The 16,104-nt window shown below is 64.0% G+C and carries 14 protein-coding genes; 7 read left to right on the top strand and 7 right to left on the bottom strand.

Annotated features, from left to right (window positions below):
* Nucleotides 1-166: 166 nt before the first annotated feature.
* The 5 genes from V3314_RS23000 to V3314_RS22980 all read right to left on the bottom strand — a co-directional run bounded on the left by V3314_RS23000 (nucleotide 167) and on the right by V3314_RS22980 (nucleotide 3,801).
* Complete coding sequence (locus tag V3314_RS23000) at nucleotides 167-1,507, bottom strand: HAMP domain-containing sensor histidine kinase (protein WP_046614645.1); 1,341 nt, start codon at nucleotides 1,505-1,507, stop codon at nucleotides 167-169.
* 60 nt (nucleotides 1,508-1,567) lie between these two features.
* Nucleotides 1,568-1,984 (bottom strand): Spy/CpxP family protein refolding chaperone, encoded by a 417-nt coding sequence (locus V3314_RS22995; RefSeq protein ID WP_025340137.1) that lies wholly within the window; start codon nucleotides 1,982-1,984, stop codon nucleotides 1,568-1,570.
* Nucleotides 1,985-2,085: 101 nt separating this feature from the next.
* Nucleotides 2,086-2,763, bottom strand: a complete 678-nt coding sequence (locus tag V3314_RS22990; RefSeq protein ID WP_046614644.1) for a response regulator transcription factor — start codon at nucleotides 2,761-2,763, stop codon at nucleotides 2,086-2,088.
* 143 nt (nucleotides 2,764-2,906) lie between these two features.
* Nucleotides 2,907-3,206: a YciI family protein gene (locus tag V3314_RS22985; protein WP_015271283.1), complete on the bottom strand. Its 300-nt coding sequence runs from the start codon at nucleotides 3,204-3,206 to the stop codon at nucleotides 2,907-2,909.
* 1 nt (nucleotide 3,207) lies between these two features.
* Complete coding sequence (locus V3314_RS22980) at nucleotides 3,208-3,801, bottom strand: septation protein A (protein ID WP_046614643.1); 594 nt, start codon at nucleotides 3,799-3,801, stop codon at nucleotides 3,208-3,210.
* Nucleotides 3,802-3,868: 67 nt separating this feature from the next.
* Between V3314_RS22980 and V3314_RS22975 the strand changes: the two genes are divergently transcribed.
* From V3314_RS22975 to V3314_RS22950, 6 genes are all read left to right on the top strand, one after another.
* On the top strand, nucleotides 3,869-4,729 hold the full coding sequence (locus tag V3314_RS22975; protein WP_046614642.1) for a PHP domain-containing protein: 861 nt from the start codon (nucleotides 3,869-3,871) through the stop codon (nucleotides 4,727-4,729).
* A 13-nt stretch (nucleotides 4,730-4,742) separates the two neighbouring features.
* The gene (locus V3314_RS22970) at nucleotides 4,743-5,372 is read left to right on the top strand and encodes an L-threonylcarbamoyladenylate synthase (RefSeq protein WP_046614702.1); all 630 of its coding nucleotides are present in this window, start codon (nucleotides 4,743-4,745) and stop codon (nucleotides 5,370-5,372) included.
* 125 nt (nucleotides 5,373-5,497) lie between these two features.
* Complete coding sequence (locus tag V3314_RS22965) at nucleotides 5,498-6,223, top strand: ScpA family protein (protein WP_178081826.1); 726 nt, start codon at nucleotides 5,498-5,500, stop codon at nucleotides 6,221-6,223.
* Complete coding sequence (gene scpB, locus V3314_RS22960) at nucleotides 6,210-6,980, top strand: SMC-Scp complex subunit ScpB (protein ID WP_085602238.1); 771 nt, start codon at nucleotides 6,210-6,212, stop codon at nucleotides 6,978-6,980. Before V3314_RS22965 ends, scpB begins: the two co-directional genes overlap by 14 nt.
* A 273-nt stretch (nucleotides 6,981-7,253) precedes the next feature.
* Complete coding sequence (gene rluB, locus V3314_RS22955; RefSeq protein ID WP_046614639.1) at nucleotides 7,254-8,321, top strand: 23S rRNA pseudouridine(2605) synthase RluB; 1,068 nt, start codon at nucleotides 7,254-7,256, stop codon at nucleotides 8,319-8,321.
* A gap of 744 nt (nucleotides 8,322-9,065) precedes the next feature.
* Nucleotides 9,066-10,484, top strand: a complete 1,419-nt coding sequence (locus V3314_RS22950; protein ID WP_161797622.1) for an amino acid permease — start codon at nucleotides 9,066-9,068, stop codon at nucleotides 10,482-10,484.
* A gap of 176 nt (nucleotides 10,485-10,660) precedes the next feature.
* Here the strand turns inward: V3314_RS22950 and V3314_RS22945 are convergent, their stop codons facing one another.
* Complete coding sequence (locus V3314_RS22945; protein ID WP_046614637.1) at nucleotides 10,661-11,545, bottom strand: LysR substrate-binding domain-containing protein; 885 nt, start codon at nucleotides 11,543-11,545, stop codon at nucleotides 10,661-10,663.
* A gap of 152 nt (nucleotides 11,546-11,697) precedes the next feature.
* Here V3314_RS22945 and V3314_RS22940 point away from each other — a divergent pair, with 152 nt between their 5' ends.
* Nucleotides 11,698-14,718, top strand: a complete 3,021-nt coding sequence (locus V3314_RS22940; RefSeq protein ID WP_108481258.1) for an FAD-binding and (Fe-S)-binding domain-containing protein — start codon at nucleotides 11,698-11,700, stop codon at nucleotides 14,716-14,718.
* A 138-nt stretch (nucleotides 14,719-14,856) separates the two neighbouring features.
* Here the strand turns inward: V3314_RS22940 and V3314_RS22935 are convergent, their stop codons facing one another.
* On the bottom strand, nucleotides 14,857-16,053 hold the full coding sequence (locus V3314_RS22935) for an MFS transporter (RefSeq protein WP_046614635.1): 1,197 nt from the start codon (nucleotides 16,051-16,053) through the stop codon (nucleotides 14,857-14,859).
* Nucleotides 16,054-16,104: the final 51 nt, after the last annotated feature.

Below are 16,104 nucleotides of genomic sequence, written 5' to 3'. Positions count from 1 at the left end.
TGTGGCGCAAATTTCAGGCCTTGTACAGTACTTGTGGAAAGGGCAGGTGCCTTTACAGCGCTTCAGCCGCCCGCTGCTTCCACAGGTGTGGCGCAAATTTCAGGCCTTGCACAAGTACCTGTGGGAGCGGGTTTACCCGCGAAGAGGCCGGGGGCATTTACATCAATCAACTGCCTGTCGCTTCAGTCACAGGCAACTCCAGTCGAGCCACAAAGCCCCCCTGCGGATGGTTCTCCAGTATCAGGGTGCCACCATGGCGCTCCGCCGCCTTGCGTGCAATCGCCAGCCCTAGCCCATGCCCCGGCGCTTCCTGCCCTGGCGCACGGAAGAACGGTTCCCCCAGCTGCGCCAAGTGTTCCGCCGCCGCCCCCGGCCCATGGTCACGCACGCTGATCACGATACGGTCCTGTTCGCGCACGGCGCTGATTTCAATCGGTTGCCCCTGCGGGTTGAAGCGCAGGGCGTTACGCAGCAGGTTGTCGACGGCACGCTCGATCAGGGTTGGCCAACCTTGCAAGGTCAACCCCGGCTGCGCCTCCAGGCGCACGTCCTGCTCTGGTGCGCTGAGCTGGGCGTCCTTGCGCACGCTGCCGAGCAGGGCGTTGAGGTCGACCGGCTCGGCGTGGGCCTGTTCGGCATCGACCCGCGCCAGGGCGAGAATTTCGCTGATCAGGTCTTCCAGGCGGTCGCATTCGCGGGTCAGGCGTGGCCACAACGCCTCACGCTGCTCGGGCTCGGCGCGCTCGGCCAGGGCCAGGGCGATACGCAGCCTGGCCAGCGGTGAGCGCAGTTCATGGGACACATCGCGCAGCAACTGGCGCTGGCTGCCGATGGTGCTTTGCAGGCGCGCGCCCATCTTGTTGAAGTCCTTGGCCAGCACGCCGAACTCGTCACGCCGCGCCGCCAGCTGCGCCAGGCTGTTCTGCTGGTAAGTGGTCTGGCCCAGGTCATGCACGGCGCTGCGCAGGCGACTGAGCGGGCGGGTGATGGACAGGGTGACCAGCAGGCTGAACAGTGTCAGCACCACCAGGGCAATGCCCAGCGCACTGAGCGGCCACAACAGGCTTTCGCGGTGCCAGGCATCCAGCGCCGGGTGAGGGATGCGGTAGATCAGCAGGTACGTTTCGCCGGTGTCGGGGCTGGTGTATTCCTCGGTCAACCGGCGCCACGGCAGGCGCCGCTGGTCATTGTGCTGGCGTGCCTCGAAGGCCGCCGCACGGCGCGGGAAGGTGCCGGGCACCACGGCTTCGCCACTGTCGTCGAGCACCTGCACGTCAATCTTGTAGCGGTCCTTGCGCCGTTCCAGGAAGTGCTGTGCCGAAGCCAGGCCTTCCTGCTCGTAGTGCTTGGCCCACTTGCTGGCCAGGGTATTCAGGCCCGGGTGGCGGCTGAGGATCCAGGCGTCCTGGTTGAGCATATGGCCCAGCAGGATCGACAGGCCCGCAACCAGGGTGATGGCCAGCCAGAAACTGGCCAGGATGCGCCAGAACAGTGAACGCAAGTGCACCTCCTGCAAACAAGAAAAGCCCGGCTCGCTCTGAGGCGGGCCGGGCATCGGGCGGACAGCTTACTGGGCCTTGTTGCCTTTTTCAGCTTTCCAGGCCTGGAACTCCTGCCACTCGGCCTTCTGTGCGGCGCGTTCCTTCTGCAGTTCGTCGAACTTCTTCTGCTGCTCAGGCTTGAGCAGGGCACGGACCGCGCTGTCAGTCTTGTCGCGGTTGGCCTGCAGTTCGTCCTTCATCGCCTTCTGGTCGGCGGCCGGCAGTTTGGACAGGTAGCGCTCGGTAATGTCGCGGCGCTGTTTCATCTGTTCGCCCATCAGCTTGCCGATCTGCTGGCGCTGGTCACGGCTCAGGTCCAGCTGGTGGAAAGGCGCATCACCGCGATGATGTGGGCCGTCGTGGCGCGGGCCGCCTTCAGGCATGGCCATGGCCACGGTCGGCAGGGCGGCGGCGAACATCAGGGCGATAAGGGTCTTGCGCATGGTGTCTCTCCTTTCATGGGCCGGTGGTTACCGGATGAGCACAGTCTAGGGAGATCACCGTCAAGCGCGGTCAGTGGATGGTAAAGGCTCGGTAAAGATGTTCAGAGGCAGTAGTAATAGCCACGGCTGCGCAGGGCGACGATGCGCGGCCGGCCATCGGCGTGGGGGCCGATCTTCTTGCGCAGGTTGCTGACGTGCATGTCCAGGCTGCGGTCGTACAGGGTCAGCTTGCGGCCCAGGCCGATCTGCGCCAGTTCCTGCTTGTCCAGCGGCTCGCCGGGTTGGCGCAGCAGCGCTTCGAGAATGCGGCTTTCGGACAGGGTCAGGGTCATTTCGCGGCCATCGATACTGGCCACGCCACGGGCAGGGCTGTAGACCAGGTCGCCCAGTTCCACCTGGCTGGTGGTGGCGGTGGGGTGGCTGCGGCGCAGCACGGCACGCAGGCGAGCGGTGAGTTCACGCGGGTCGCAGGGTTTGGCCAGGTAGTCGTCAGCGCCCAGTTCCAGGCCGAGGATGCGGTCCAGCGGCTCGCCGCGGGCCGAGAGCATCAGCACCGGCAGTTCGGCATGCTCGCTGCGCAACTGCTTGAGCAGTTCCAGGCCACTGCCGTCGGGCAGCATCACGTCCAGCACCACGGCCGCCGGGGCATGCGTGGCCAAGGCATGACGTGCGCTCTGGCCATCGTGGCAGGCGCGCACGGTAAACCCTTCCTGGGTCAGCCAGCTGCCGAGCAGCTCGCACAGCTCCTGGTCATCATCTATCAGTAACAGCTCGCTCATGACTCACTCAATTCAACCATTGACGGCGGCTATTCGGCCCGCCAGTGGCAAAGATACCGCAGACTGATGGCAACAGTATAACTGCCGGTACCGCGCGGCCTTCTTCGCGGGTTTAGCCGCGAAGAAGGCCGCGCGGTCTCAGGTCAAGGCAGCACTTGCTTGAACGGCTTGACCACTACCTTGTCGTACACGCCCGCGGCAATGTAAGGGTCGGCATCGGCCCAGGCCTGCGCCGCGGCCAGGGAGTCGAACTCGGCAACGATCAGGCTACCGCTGAAACCCGCTTCGCCCGGGTCGTTGCTGTCGATCGCCGGGTGCGGGCCGGCCAGTACCACGCGGCCCTCCGCCTTCAGCTGCTGCAGGCGTTCGATGTGCGCCGGGCGGGCGGCCAGGCGTTTTTCCAGGGAGTTTGCGACGTCGCTGGCGATGATGGCGTAGAGCATGTCAATCCTTGGGTTTGGAGGTAGAAGGGTCGTCGTGCAGGTGGCGCGACAGGTACACGCCCTGCGCCACGAGGAACATCACGGTCATGCCCAGGCTGCCGAATACCTTGAAGTCGACCCAGAAGTCCTGGAAGGTGAAGGCAACGAACAGGTTGGCCGCGCCGCAGAACAGGAAGAAGCCGATCCAGGCCAGGTTCAGGCGGGTCCAGATGGCATCGGGCAGGCTCAGGGCGTGGCCCATGATGCGCTTGATCAGCACCCGATCGCCGATGAAGTGGCTGCCGGCGAAGCCCAGTGCGAACAGCCAGTTCACCACCGGCGCCTTCCATTTCAGGAAGGTTTCGCTGTGGAAGGTCAGGGTCAGGCCGCCGAACACCAGGCAGGCTATCAGAGTCAGCCACTGGCCCTTTTCCAGCTTGCGCTGGCGCAGGAACAGCGCGCCGTAGACTACCAGCGAGCTGATGATCAGCATGGCCGTTGCACTGTAGATGCCGCCGAATTCGAAGCTGTGGCCGGCGACTTCCATGGGACGCGGGTCGAGCTTGTAGACGATGAAGAACAGCAGCAGCGGGATGAAATCGATGAATTGTTTCACAATGGCAGCCAGAATCGGGATGTGACGGCATAATAACAAACATCGATTCCAGCGAAAGCGCTCCTCCATGAATGTTGATCTGCACTGTCACAGCACGGCCTCCGACGGCGCCCTGTCGCCCTCGACACTGGTCGCCCGGGCCCATGAGCACGGGGTGCAAACGCTGGCACTGACCGACCATGACACCATCGAAGGCCTGCCCGAGGCGCGCCAGGCCTGCCGCGACAGGGGCATGCACTGGGTCAGCGGGGTAGAGCTGTCGTGCACCTGGGGTGGCGCGACCATCCATGTGCTGGGCTATGACTTCCCGCTCGACGCGCCACCCCTGCTGGCGGCGATCGAAGCGCTGCACCATGGCCGCTGGCTGCGCGCCGAAGAAATCGACAAACGGCTGGCGGCCAAGGGCATGCCTGGTACCCTCGACGGCGCCCGCGCCGTGCAGCACGAACTGGGCGATAGCGGCAACGCCCCGGCGCGGCCGCATTTTGCGGAGTACCTGGTGCGTGCCGGGCACGTCAAGGACCGCGGCGAGGCGTTTCGCAAATGGCTGGGGGCCGGCAAGCTGGGGGACGTCAAACAGCACTGGCCGACCCTTGACGAAACCGTTGCCACCCTGCGGCAGTCCAACGCTTGGGTGAGCCTGGCGCATCCCATGCACTACGATCTGACCCGCAGTAAGCGCAGAAGGCTGATTGCCGACTATATTCAGGCAGGCGGGCAGGCGCTTGAAGTGGTCAACGGGATGATGCCTGCCGAGCAGGTGGGCACCATGTCCATCCTCACCCGTGAGTTCGGCCTGCTGGCAAGCGCCGGCAGTGACTTCCACGGCCCCGGCACCTGGGGCGAGATCGGTGCCTACCGGCCTTTGCCCGAGGACCTGCCACCTCTGTGGCGCCGATTCAGCCATGAACAGCCTTTGGCGGTATGAACAGGATGACTACGTGAGCCAATTTTTCCAGATTCATGCGGAGAATCCGCAGGCGCGCCTGATCAAACAGGCCGTCGAGATCATCCGCAAGGGCGGCGTGGTGGTGTATCCGACCGACTCGGCCTATGCCCTGGGGTGCCAGATCGGCAACAAGGCAGCGATCGAGCGGGTGCGGCGCCTGCGCGGCCTGGACAAGACCCACAACTTCACCCTTATGTGCTGCGACATGTCGCAGCTGGGGTTGTACGCCAAGGTCGACACCGGCACCTTCCGCCTGCTCAAGGCCCATGTGCCCGGGCCTTACACCTTCATCCTCAATGGCACCCGCGAGGTGCCGCGCCTGCTGCTGCACGAAAAGCGCCGCACCATCGGCTTGCGCGTGCCGGACCATGCCATCACCCTGGCCCTGCTGGCCGAACTGGGCGAGCCGCTGATGAGCGTGAGCCTGATCCTGCCGGGTGACGACGAGCCGATGACCGACCCTTACGAGATCCGCGAGCGCCTGGAGCATCATGTGGACCTGGTAATCGACGGCGGTTTCGGTGACCTCAAGGCATCGACCATCATCGACCTGTCCGGCGATGAGCCGGAGCTGGTCCGTGAAGGCTGCGGCGACCCCACGCCGTTCCTGGTCAACGCGTGAGTCAGGCGGAAGCACCCGAGGCGCCGGCCGAGCAGGCCGAGGTACCTCGACAGCTGCAGTTGGCCCTGGTCTATGGCGAGGCCCTGACCGAGCTGCCCCTGGACCTGTACATCCCGCCGGACGCCCTGGAAGTCATCCTCGAAGCCTTTGAAGGCCCGCTGGACCTGTTGCTGTACCTGATCCGCAAGCAGAACATCGACATCCTCGACATCCCGGTGGCGGAAATCACTCGCCAGTACATGGGCTACGTGGAACTGATGAAGAGCGTGCGCCTGGAACTGGCCGCTGAATACCTGGTGATGGCTGCCATGCTCGCCGAGATCAAGTCGCGCATGTTGCTGCCGCGCTCGGCCGACGTCGAAGAGGAGGAGGGTGACCCGCGCGCCGAACTGATCCGCCGGCTGCAGGAGTACGAGCGCTTCAAGGCCGCCGCCGAAGGTATCGATGAATTGCCACGGGTTGGCCGCGAGGTAGTGGTGCCGCGCCTGGAGGCACCGCAGGCCAAGGTGCGCAAGCTGTTGCCCCAGGTCAGCCTGGAAGAGCTGCTGGTGTCGATGGCCGAGGTGATGCGCCGCAACGACCTGTTCGAAAGCCATCAGATCACCCGCGAGACGTTGTCCACCCGCGAGCGCATGAGCCAGGTGCTGGAACGCCTGAAGGGCGGCGGTTTCGTGCCGTTCGTCGACCTCTTTGCTGCCGAGGAGGGCAAGCTGGGCGTGGTGGTGACCTTCATGGCGATTCTCGAGTTGGTGAAGGAATCGCTGATCGAACTGGTGCAGAATGAACCCTTCGCCGCCATCCACGTGCGGCTACGCCCGGCGCTTGTTGAAGAACCTGATGAACCTGAATGAACCCCGCGACCTGGCGTCGCTGATCGAAGCCTTCCTGCTGGCCTCGGGCAAGCCACAATCCCTGGAGCGCCTGTACGAGCTGTTCGAGGAAGCCGAACGACCGGAACCCAAGGCCTTCAGGCACGCTCTGGAGCTGCTGGGCGAGTCGTGCAATGGCCGCGCCTTCGAACTCAAGGAGGTGGCCAGCGGTTACCGCCTGCAGATTCGCGAAGACTTTGCGCCGTGGGTCGGGCGCCTGTGGGAAGAACGCCCGCAGCGCTACTCGCGCGCGCTGCTGGAAACCTTGGCCTTGATCGCCTACCGCCAGCCCATTACCCGTGGCGAAATCGAGGATGTGCGTGGCGTGGCGGTGAACAGCAATATCATCAAGACCTTGATGGAGCGCGAGTGGATCCGTGTGGTCGGCTACCGCGAAGTGCCCGGGCGGCCGGCGATGTTCGCCACTACCAAGGCGTTTCTCGACCATTTCAACCTCAAGAGCCTGGACGAGCTGCCAGCCTTGGCCGAGCTGCGGGAGATGGAGCCCGAGCCGCTGCTCGACCCGGATGATGCGCCAGTGCCAGCGCACCTGCAGGCTTTGGCTGATGCCAGCCTTGCGGAAGAGGAGGAGGTTGCCGAGCCGAAGGAGGAGACCAGCTTCCGAAGCCTGCTGGTGGAGCTCGATGCGATGGAAGAAGGGCTGAAGACCGATTTCGATGATTTGCGCGAGGAAGAGACTGAGGCCTCGGTGGAGGAAGAGGGCAAGTTGCAGCCCTGATCTGCAGTTGCCTGTACCGGCCTCTTCGCGGGTGAACCCGCTCCCACAGGGATACCACAGCTTCTGAATGTGGTGCTGTACCTGTGGGAGCGGGTTTACCCGCGAAAGGGCCTGCATTGCCAATACACCACCATTAGGCAGAAACCCCTCGCAAAGCCCACAAAACCCTCTACCCTCCAGTGCGTTCCCCCGCCGAACCGCGTATGATGCGCGGCCTTTTGGCGTGTTCGTCGCCAGAACCCATATTTCATTCCTACACCGGGAGGTGCCCAGATGAGTGAGCAAGACCTGCAAGATACCGAAATCACCCCTCCATCCGGCGAAAAGCTGCAGAAAGTGCTGGCGCGCATTGGCGTTGGCTCGCGCCGTGACGTCGAGGCCTGGATCAGCCAGGGCCGCATCAAGGTCAACGGCGTCGAGGCCACCCTCGGCCAGCGCGTCGACCTGCACGACGCCATTGCCGTGGATGGCAAGCTGATCAAGCGCGAAGAGGCCGCCGAGGCCACCCGCCGGGTGATCATGTACAACAAGCCCGATGGCGAAATCTGCACCCGTGACGACCCGGAAGGTCGCCCGACCGTGTTCGACCGCCTGCCACGGCCGAAAGAAGGCCGCTGGATCAACATCGGCCGCCTTGACATCAACACCACCGGCCTGCTGCTGTTCACCACCGACGGTGAACTGGCCAACCGCCTGATGCACCCGTCCTACGAGATGGACCGTGAGTACGCGGTACGTGTGCGTGGTGAGGTCGATGACGAGATGATCGAGCGCCTGAAGGCCGGCGTTATGCTGGAAGACGGCCCGGCCAAGTTCACCGACATCCAGAAGGCGCCCGGTGGCGAAGGCTTCAACCACTGGTACCACTGCGTGGTGATGGAAGGCCGCAACCGTGAAGTGCGTCGCCTGTGGGAGTCCCAGGGCATGGTGGTCAGCCGCCTGAAGCGCGTGCGTTTCGGCCCGGTGTTCCTCAACTCCGACCTGCCGATGGGCCGCTGGCGTGAAATGACCCAGGGCGAAATCGACATCCTTGCTGCTGAAGTGGGCCTGCAGCCGGTGGCGCTGCCAGCCATGAAGCTCAAGGCCAAGGACAAGATGGAGCGCCTGCAGCGCAAGTCGACCCGCCCGCTGGGCCGTGGCGAGCGCGTGCGCAACCTGCGCCCGGCTCACGAAGGTGCTGTTGCCGGCGAACGCCCGGCGCGCCAGCCGCGTGAAGAGGCCCCGCGCAAGACCGGCCGTGGCAGCACCGTGGCCGAGCGCCCGAGCGAGATGCGCAAGCGTCCGGCCAAGCCTGAAGGTGACAAGCCGGCAGGGCGTGGCCGCGGCAAACCGCGTGGTTGATTGACCTTTGCGTTAAAAGAGAACCAGCCTCCGGGCTGGTTTTTTTATGCCTGTGAGAATTTGGGGCTGCTGCGCAGCCCTTCGCGACACAAGGCCGCTCCTACAGGGACCGCGCAATATTTGAAATTGACGCGGTCCCTGTAGGAGCGGCCTTGTGTCGCGATGGGTCGCAAAGCGGCCCCAAGATATTGAACAAAAAGAATTTTCGGACGACTGGCAAGTTCTCGAACCACCCCGTAAAGAAAACTGTACGAATGTGGTCGATTTCAGCGCGGATTTCAGATTAGGTCGAATCGTGTAAACAAACCTTGCCGCCGACAACCCGTCAAAACAGCCAGCCACGCCCCACCCACCCTTGCCCAAAGCCCCGCCCCACGGTGTTATAGCCGCCATTGCCGTGTGCAAAAGCCTGTCCACAGAGCCAGGCTGATAAAACAACAAATGGAGGCGCCATGTACGCCGATCACTCCGCCTTTCAAGGCCCACACCACAGGATCGCTGCGTTTTTTCCCGAGGAAACGATGCAACGCGTTGACGCCTGCGCGTTTGCAGGGGTATACAGTGCGCCGCGTTTTACCTGTGACTCCTTTGCGTACCGCGCACTCTTGATCACGCCTGGTTGACCCGCCCCGGCGGCACCTGAGATCAGGAAACCCAAGGTAACCACCTTGCCCATTCCGCTGCGCCACGAGCGCGGTGGGTCCGATTCCGTCACAGATAAAAACAATGCAGGTGACTTCGTTCATGAGTGGACAAAACATGCATTCAGGCGAGCTCAAGCGGGGCCTGAAGAACCGCCATATCCAGTTGATCGCCCTCGGCGGTGCGATTGGTACCGGCCTGTTCCTCGGCTCGGCAGGCGTGATGAAATCCGCTGGCCCGTCGATGATCCTTGGTTACGCCATCTGCGGCTTCATCGCCTTCATGATCATGCGCCAACTCGGCGAAATGATCGTCGAAGAGCCAGTGGCCGGCTCGTTCAGCCATTTCGCCCACACCTACTGGGGTGGTTTCGCCGGCTTCCTGTCGGGCTGGAACTGCTGGGTGCTGTACATCCTGGTGGGCATGTCGGAGCTTTCGGCGGTCGGCAAGTATGTCCATTACTGGTGGCCGGAGATCCCCACCTGGGTCACGGCGGCAGCGTTCTTCGTGCTGATAAATGCCATCAACCTGATGAACGTGAAGTTCTTCGGTGAGGCCGAATTCTGGTTTGCCATCATCAAGGTGGTGGCCATCGTCAGCATGATCGGCCTGGGTGCCTACCTGCTGACCAGCGGCAGCGGCGGCCCTGAAGCCACCGTGGCCAACCTGTGGTCTCACGGCGGCTTCTTCCCGAACGGTGTCAGCGGGCTGGTAATGGCCCTGGCCTTCATCATGTTCTCCTTCGGTGGCCTGGAAATGCTCGGTTTCACCGCCGCCGAGGCCGACAAGCCGAAGACCGTGATCCCCAAGGCGATCAACCAGGTCATCTACCGTATCCTGATCTTCTATGTCGGTGCCCTGGTGGTGCTGCTTTCGCTGACCCCATGGGACAACCTGGTCGCCAGCATCGATGCGTCTGGCGGCAGCTATGGCAGCAGCCCGTTCGTGCAGGTGTTCTCGCTGCTGGGCAGTGACGTGGCTGCGCACCTGCTGAACTTCGTGGTCCTGACTGCAGCGCTTTCGGTGTACAACAGCGGCACCTACTGCAACGCCCGCATGCTGCTGGGCATGGCCGAGCAGGGCGATGCCCCGGCGTCGCTGGCCAAGGTCGACAGCCGTGGTGTGCCGGTGCGCTCGATCCTGGTGTCGGCAGGCGTGACGCTGATCGCGGTGCTGCTCAACTACCTGATGCCGCAAAACGCGCTGGAGCTGCTGATGTCGCTGGTGGTGGCCACCCTGGTGATCAACTGGGCGATGATCAGCTACTCGCACCTGAAGTTCCGCCAGCACCTGGACCGCACTGGCCAGAAGCCGCTGTTCAAGGCGCTGTGGTACCCCTACGGCAACTACATCTGCCTGGCGTTCGTGGTGCTGATCCTGGGCATCATGCTGATGATCCCGGGTATCCAGGTTTCCGTGTATGCGATACCGGTGTGGCTGTTCGCCATGTTCGTGGTCTACATGGTCAAGCCGCGTCGCAGGGTGCAGGCCCTTGGGGCTGCTGGTAGCGTGGCCAAGTAAGGCCCTGCAGGTAGCGTACAAATAACCCGAAGTCAGGAACTGGCTTCGGGTTTTTTATTGCCTGTGCCGGCCCCTTCGCGGGTAAACCCGCTCCCACAGGGACATCACCTGATCTGAAAGCAGCGCTATACCTGTGGGAGCGGGTTTACCCGCGAAGAGGCCGGCACAGGCAAAAATCAGATCTGCTCCAGCAACCAACTGCGAAACGCCCGCAGCGACGGCAACGCCTCATTGCGCGGTGGGTAGATCAGGTAATAACTGCGCTGGCTGGCAAATGCCACCCCGGGGCTGTGCAGCTCACCCTTGGCCAGTTCTTCCTCCACCAGTATGCGCGGCACCAGGCCGATGCCGATCCCGGCCCGTACCGCCTGGATCAGGTGCGAGGTCAACTCGAAGCTCGGCCCCAGGCGCATCGCCCGGTGCGCCAGGCCATGGTGCGAGAACCACTCGCCCCAGGCATGCGGATTGTTGGCCACATTCAGCAGCACCTCTTCACTGATGCGTGCAGGGCTCCAGCCCTGGCTGTCCGCGCCAGCCTCCGGCGGCAATATCACCACCAGTTCCTCGGCATGCAGGCGATGGCAGATCAACCCCGGCAAGTCGTGGCTGGCCACGCCGATGGCGGCATCGATCTCGCTGGTGTCGAAGTTGATGGCTTCGATGCGTGAATGTATGTGCACCAGCATGCCCGGGTGAGCGCTGTAGAAGGCGTGCAGCCGTGGCAGCAGCCATTTCGAGCCGAAGGTGGGCAGTGTGGCCAGGCGCAGGGTGCCCACCCCCGACTGGTAGGCCAATGCCTGCAAGGTGGCACTGCGGATGCGCCCCAGTGCCTCGCTGAGCTCGCGCTGGTACAGGCGGCCGACATCGGTCAGCTGCACCTGGCGCCCCTCGCGGCGGAACAGGGTCAGACCCAGTTGCTGCTCCAGCGCCTGCACCTGGCGGCTGACCGCGCTCTGGGTCAGCGACAGCTCGGCGGCGGCGCGGGTGTAGCTTTCATGCCGGGCGGCAGCCTCGAAAGCCAGTAGCAGCGACATGGATGGGGTCAGATGGCGGTAATTCATTCATGAAAGTCATTGATAGCGGCAGGATTATCCGTTTGCCCCTGAAGCAAAACTACAGGAACATTGGCCTGCACGTCACCTCCGCATGCCAACACTCATGCCGGAACGACAGGAATCCCGTGAATTAGCCAATATCAAGAGGCCATCCTTCGATGATCGCCCAGCTGCCGACCGTTGCCCCGAGCGCCAACTACCCCGAATTCCTCGAAGCCCTGCGCAACAGCGGCTTCCGTGGCCAGATCAGTGCCGACTACGGTACCCGCACGGTGCTGGCCACCGACAACTCGATCTACCAGCGCTTGCCACAGGCGGCGGTGTTCCCGCTGGACGCCGACGATGTGGCGCGGGTCGCCACGCTGATGGCCGAGGAGCGCTTCCAGCAGGTCAAGCTGACCCCGCGCGGCGGTGGTACCGGCACCAACGGGCAGTCGCTGACCGACGGCATCGTCGTCGACCTGTCGCGGCACATGAACAAGATTCTCGAAATCAACGTCGAGGAACGCTGGGTGCGGGTGCAGGCCGGTACCGTCAAAGACCAGCTCAACGCCGCGCTCAAGCCGCACGGGCTGTTCTTCGCCCCCGAGCTGTCCACCTCCAACCGTGCCACTGTCGGCGGCATGATCAACACCGATGCCAGTGGCCAGGGGAGCTGTACCTATGGCAAGACCCGCGACCACGTACTGGAGCTGCACAGTGTGCTGCTCGGTGGCGAGCGCCTGCACAGCCTGCCGATCGACGATGCCGCGCTGGAACAGGCCTGTGCCGCGCCCGGCCGGGTCGGCGAGGTGTACCGCATGGCCCGGGAGATTCAGGAAACCCAGGCTGACCTCATCGAAACCACCTTCCCCAAGCTCAACCGTTGCCTGACCGGCTACGACCTGGCGCACCTGCGCGACGAGCAGGGCCGCTTCAACCTCAACAGCGTGCTGTGCGGTGCCGAGGGCTCGCTGGGTTATGTGGTCGAAGCCAAGCTCAATGTGCTGCCGATTCCCAAGTACGCCGTGCTGGTCAACGTGCGTTACACCAGCTTCATGGATGCCCTGCGTGATGCCAACGCGCTGATGGCGCACAAGCCGCTGTCGATCGAGACCGTCGACTCCAAGGTGCTGATGCTGGCGATGAAGGACATCGTCTGGCACAGCGTCGCTGAATACTTCCCGGCCGACCCCGAGCGCCCGACCCTGGGCATCAACCTGGTGGAGTTCTGTGGCGACGAGCCGGCCGAGGTCAATGCCAAGGTGCAAGCGTTCATCCAGCACCTGCAGAACGACACCAGCGTCGAGCGCCTGGGCCACACCCTGGCCGAGGGCGCCGAGGCGGTGACCCGCGTCTACACCATGCGTAAACGTTCGGTGGGCCTGCTGGGCAACGTCGAGGGCGAAGTGCGCCCGCAACCGTTCGTGGAAGACACCGCGGTGCCGCCGGAGCAACTGGCCGATTACATCGCCGACTTCCGTGCACTGCTCGATGGCTACGGCCTGGCCTACGGCATGTTCGGCCACGTCGATGCCGGCGTGCTGCACGTGCGCCCGGCACTGGACATGAAGGACCCGGCCCAGGCCGCACTGGTCAAGCCGATTTCCGACGCAGTGGCGGCGCTGACCAAAAGCTATGGTGGCTTGCTGTGGGGCGAGCACGGCAAGGGCCTGCGTTCGGAATATGTGCCGGAGTACTTCGGCGAGCTGTACCCGGCGCTGCAGCGCCTGAAGGGTGCTTTTGACCCTCACAACCAGCTCAACCCGGGCAAGATCTGCACCCCGCCAGGCAGCGCCGAGGGCCTGACCAAGGTCGATGGTGTGACGCTGCGCGGTGACCTCGACCGTACTATCGACGAACGCGTGTGGCAGGACTTCCCTAGCGCCGTGCACTGCAACGGCAACGGCGCCTGCTACAACTACGACCCCAACGACGCCATGTGCCCGTCGTGGAAGGCCACCCGTGAACGCCAGCATTCGCCCAAGGGCCGTGCCTCGCTGATGCGCGAATGGCTGCGCCTGCAGGGCGAGGCCAACATCGACGTGCTGGCGGCGGCGCGCAACAAGGTGTCGTGGCTCAAGGGCCTGCCGGCACGTCTGCGCAACAACCGTGCGCGCAGCCAGGGCCAGGAAGACTTCTCTCATGAGGTGTACGACGCCATGGCCGGCTGCCTGGCGTGCAAGTCCTGCGCCGGGCAGTGCCCGATCAAGGTCAACGTGCCGGACTTCCGCTCGCGCTTCCTCGAGCTGTACCACGGTCGTTACCAGCGCCCATTGCGTGACTACCTGATCGGTTCGCTGGAGTTCACCATCCCGTATCTGGCTCACGCGCCCAGGCTGTACAACGCGGTGATGGGCTCGAAGTGGGTGAGCAAGCTGCTGGCCGACAAGGTTGGCATGGTCGACAGCCCACTGATCAGCCGCTTCAACTTCCAGGCCACCCTGACTCGCTGCCGCGTCGGCGTGGCCAGCGTGCCGGCCCTGCGTGAACTGACCCCGGCCCAGCGCGAACGCAGCATCGTGCTGGTGCAAGATGCCTTTACCCGTTACTTCGAGACGCCGCTGCTGTCGGCCTTCATCGACCTGGCGCACCGCCTGGGCCACCGGGTGTTCCTGGCACCGTACAGTGCCAACGGCAAGCCACTGCACGTTCAGGGCTTCCTCGGTGCGTTCGCCAAGGCGGCGATCCGCAATGCCACCCAGCTCAAGGCCCTGGCCGAGTGCGGCGTGCCGCTGGTGGGCCTGGACCCGGCGATGACCCTGGTGTATCGCCAGGAGTACCAGAAAGTGCCGGGCCTGGATGGCTGCCCGCAGGTGCTGTTGCCGCAGGAGTGGTTGATGGATGTGCTGCCGGAGCAGGCACCGACCGCGCCGGGCAATTTCCGCCTGATGGCGCACTGCACCGAAAAGACCAACGTACCGGCCAGCACCAGGCAGTGGGAGCAGGTGTTCGCCCGCCTTGGCCTGAAGCTGGTGACCGAGGCGACTGGCTGCTGCGGCATGTCCGGTACCTACGGGCACGAGGCGCGCAACCAGGACACCTCGCGGACCATCTTCGAGCAGTCGTGGGCGACCAAGCTGGACAAGGAAGGCGAGCCGTTGGCGACAGGTTACTCGTGCCGCAGCCAGGTCAAGCGCATGACCGAGAGGCAGATGCGTCACCCGCTGGAAGTGGTGCTGCAGTACGCCAAGCGCTGACTATCAGGGCCTCGGGGCTGCCTTGCAGCCCCCTGGTTTACGCCGTCCCTATAGGAGCAGCCTTGCGCTGCGAAGAGGCCGGTAGAGCCAATAGGTTTTCTTCGCCAGTAATGGCCTCTTCGCAGCACAAGGCTGCTCCTACAAGTCCCGTGCATGCCTTGAAGATGATGCCTGCCGATACAGATACAGGCTCAACACCAGCCCGCAAGCCGCCGCCGCTGCCGCAAACAGAAACATCGAAGCAAACCCGAACCCCGCCGCCACCGCGCCAACCAGCGGCCCGGTCACCCCCAACGACAAATCGATGAATAGCGAATAAGCCCCCACCGCCGCCCCGCGGTTGGCCGCCGACACTTGGTTCACCGCCTCCACCCCCAGTGCCGGGAACACCAGCGAGAAGCCGAACCCGCTCAGCGCGGCCCCTGCCAACGCCAGTTCGGCGCTGGGCGCCAGCCACAGCATCAGCAGCCCAAGCGTTTCCACCGACAGGCAGGCAATCGCCACCCGGAACCCGCCAAGCCGGTTGATCAGGTTGCCGAACAGCAACCGAGCGCTGATGAAGCTGGCGCCGAACAGGCTCAGGGTCAGTGCCGCATTGGCCCAGCCGCGGCTGGCGTAATACAAGGTGATGAAGGTGGCGATGGTGCCAAAGCCGATCGAGCCCAGGGCAAGCCCCGAGCCGTGCGGGAACACCTTGCCCAGCACCCGCAGGAACGGCAGGCGAACGCCACTGACGATCGGCGCGGCCTGTTTGGGCCAGGCCAGCAGCAACCCGAGCGCACATAGCAGGATGATGCTCGCGCCCATGCTCCACAGCCCCAGGTTCCTGACCATCAGCACACCCAGCGGAGCGCCGATGGCCAGCGCGCCATAGCTGGCGATGCCGTTCCAGGAAATGACCTTGGCCGTGTTTTCGGCACCTACACGGCCAATGCCCCAGCCAATGGCGCCAGAGCCCACCAGGCTTTCGGCGCTGCCGAGCACCAGGCGGCCGACCAGCAGGCAGGCCAGGCTCAGCCAGGGCAGGTGGGTGAGGAAGGCGCAGGCCAGCATGAACACCCCGCTGAGCCCGCAGCCGGCCAGGCCATACATGACCGCCTTCTTGCTACCGTGATTGTCGATGATGCGGCTGGCGGTGGGGCGGCTGAGCAGGGTGGCCAGGTACTGCACGCTGATCACCAGCCCCGCGACCACGGCACTGAAGCCCAGATCGTTGTGCACATGGCCGGGCAATACGGCCAGCGGGATGCCGATGTTCAGGTAGCCGATGAAGGTGAAGAGGACGATGGAGACGACTTGCAGGGTGACCGCAAGGGGGTGCGGTGAGTGGGGCATGAGGGCCTACGTGGGTTCTGGACGGTGTGAAAACGTGATGACGGGGGTAGC

Source organism: Pseudomonas sp. TE3-3-F2023, assembly GCF_036784815.1.
GTDB lineage: Bacteria > Pseudomonadota > Gammaproteobacteria > Pseudomonadales > Pseudomonadaceae > Aquipseudomonas > Aquipseudomonas pudica.
Note: the sequence above shows the minus strand (reverse complement) of the source record. Positions and strands in the feature narration are given on the sequence as shown.

Excerpts from the sequence above, each read along its gene's own strand:
- V3314_RS22995 (WP_025340137.1), bottom strand. The coding sequence starts at position 1,984 with ATGCGCAAGACCCTTATCGCCCTGATGTTCGCCGCCGCCCTGCCGACC.
- V3314_RS22990 (WP_046614644.1), bottom strand. The coding sequence starts at position 2,763 with ATGAGCGAGCTGTTACTGATAGATGATGACCAGGAGCTGTGCGAGCTG.
- V3314_RS22985 (WP_015271283.1), bottom strand. The coding sequence starts at position 3,206 with ATGCTCTACGCCATCATCGCCAGCGACGTCGCAAACTCCCTGGAAAAA.
- V3314_RS22975 (WP_046614642.1), top strand. The coding sequence starts at position 3,869 with ATGAATGTTGATCTGCACTGTCACAGCACGGCCTCCGACGGCGCCCTG.
- scpB (WP_085602238.1), top strand. The coding sequence starts at position 6,210 with ATGAACCTGAATGAACCCCGCGACCTGGCGTCGCTGATCGAAGCCTTC.
- rluB (WP_046614639.1), top strand. The coding sequence starts at position 7,254 with ATGAGTGAGCAAGACCTGCAAGATACCGAAATCACCCCTCCATCCGGC.
- V3314_RS22950 (WP_161797622.1), top strand. The coding sequence starts at position 9,066 with ATGAGTGGACAAAACATGCATTCAGGCGAGCTCAAGCGGGGCCTGAAG.
- V3314_RS22945 (WP_046614637.1), bottom strand. The coding sequence starts at position 11,545 with ATGAATTACCGCCATCTGACCCCATCCATGTCGCTGCTACTGGCTTTC.
- V3314_RS22940 (WP_108481258.1), top strand. The coding sequence starts at position 11,698 with ATGATCGCCCAGCTGCCGACCGTTGCCCCGAGCGCCAACTACCCCGAA.
- V3314_RS22935 (WP_046614635.1), bottom strand. The coding sequence starts at position 16,053 with ATGCCCCACTCACCGCACCCCCTTGCGGTCACCCTGCAAGTCGTCTCC.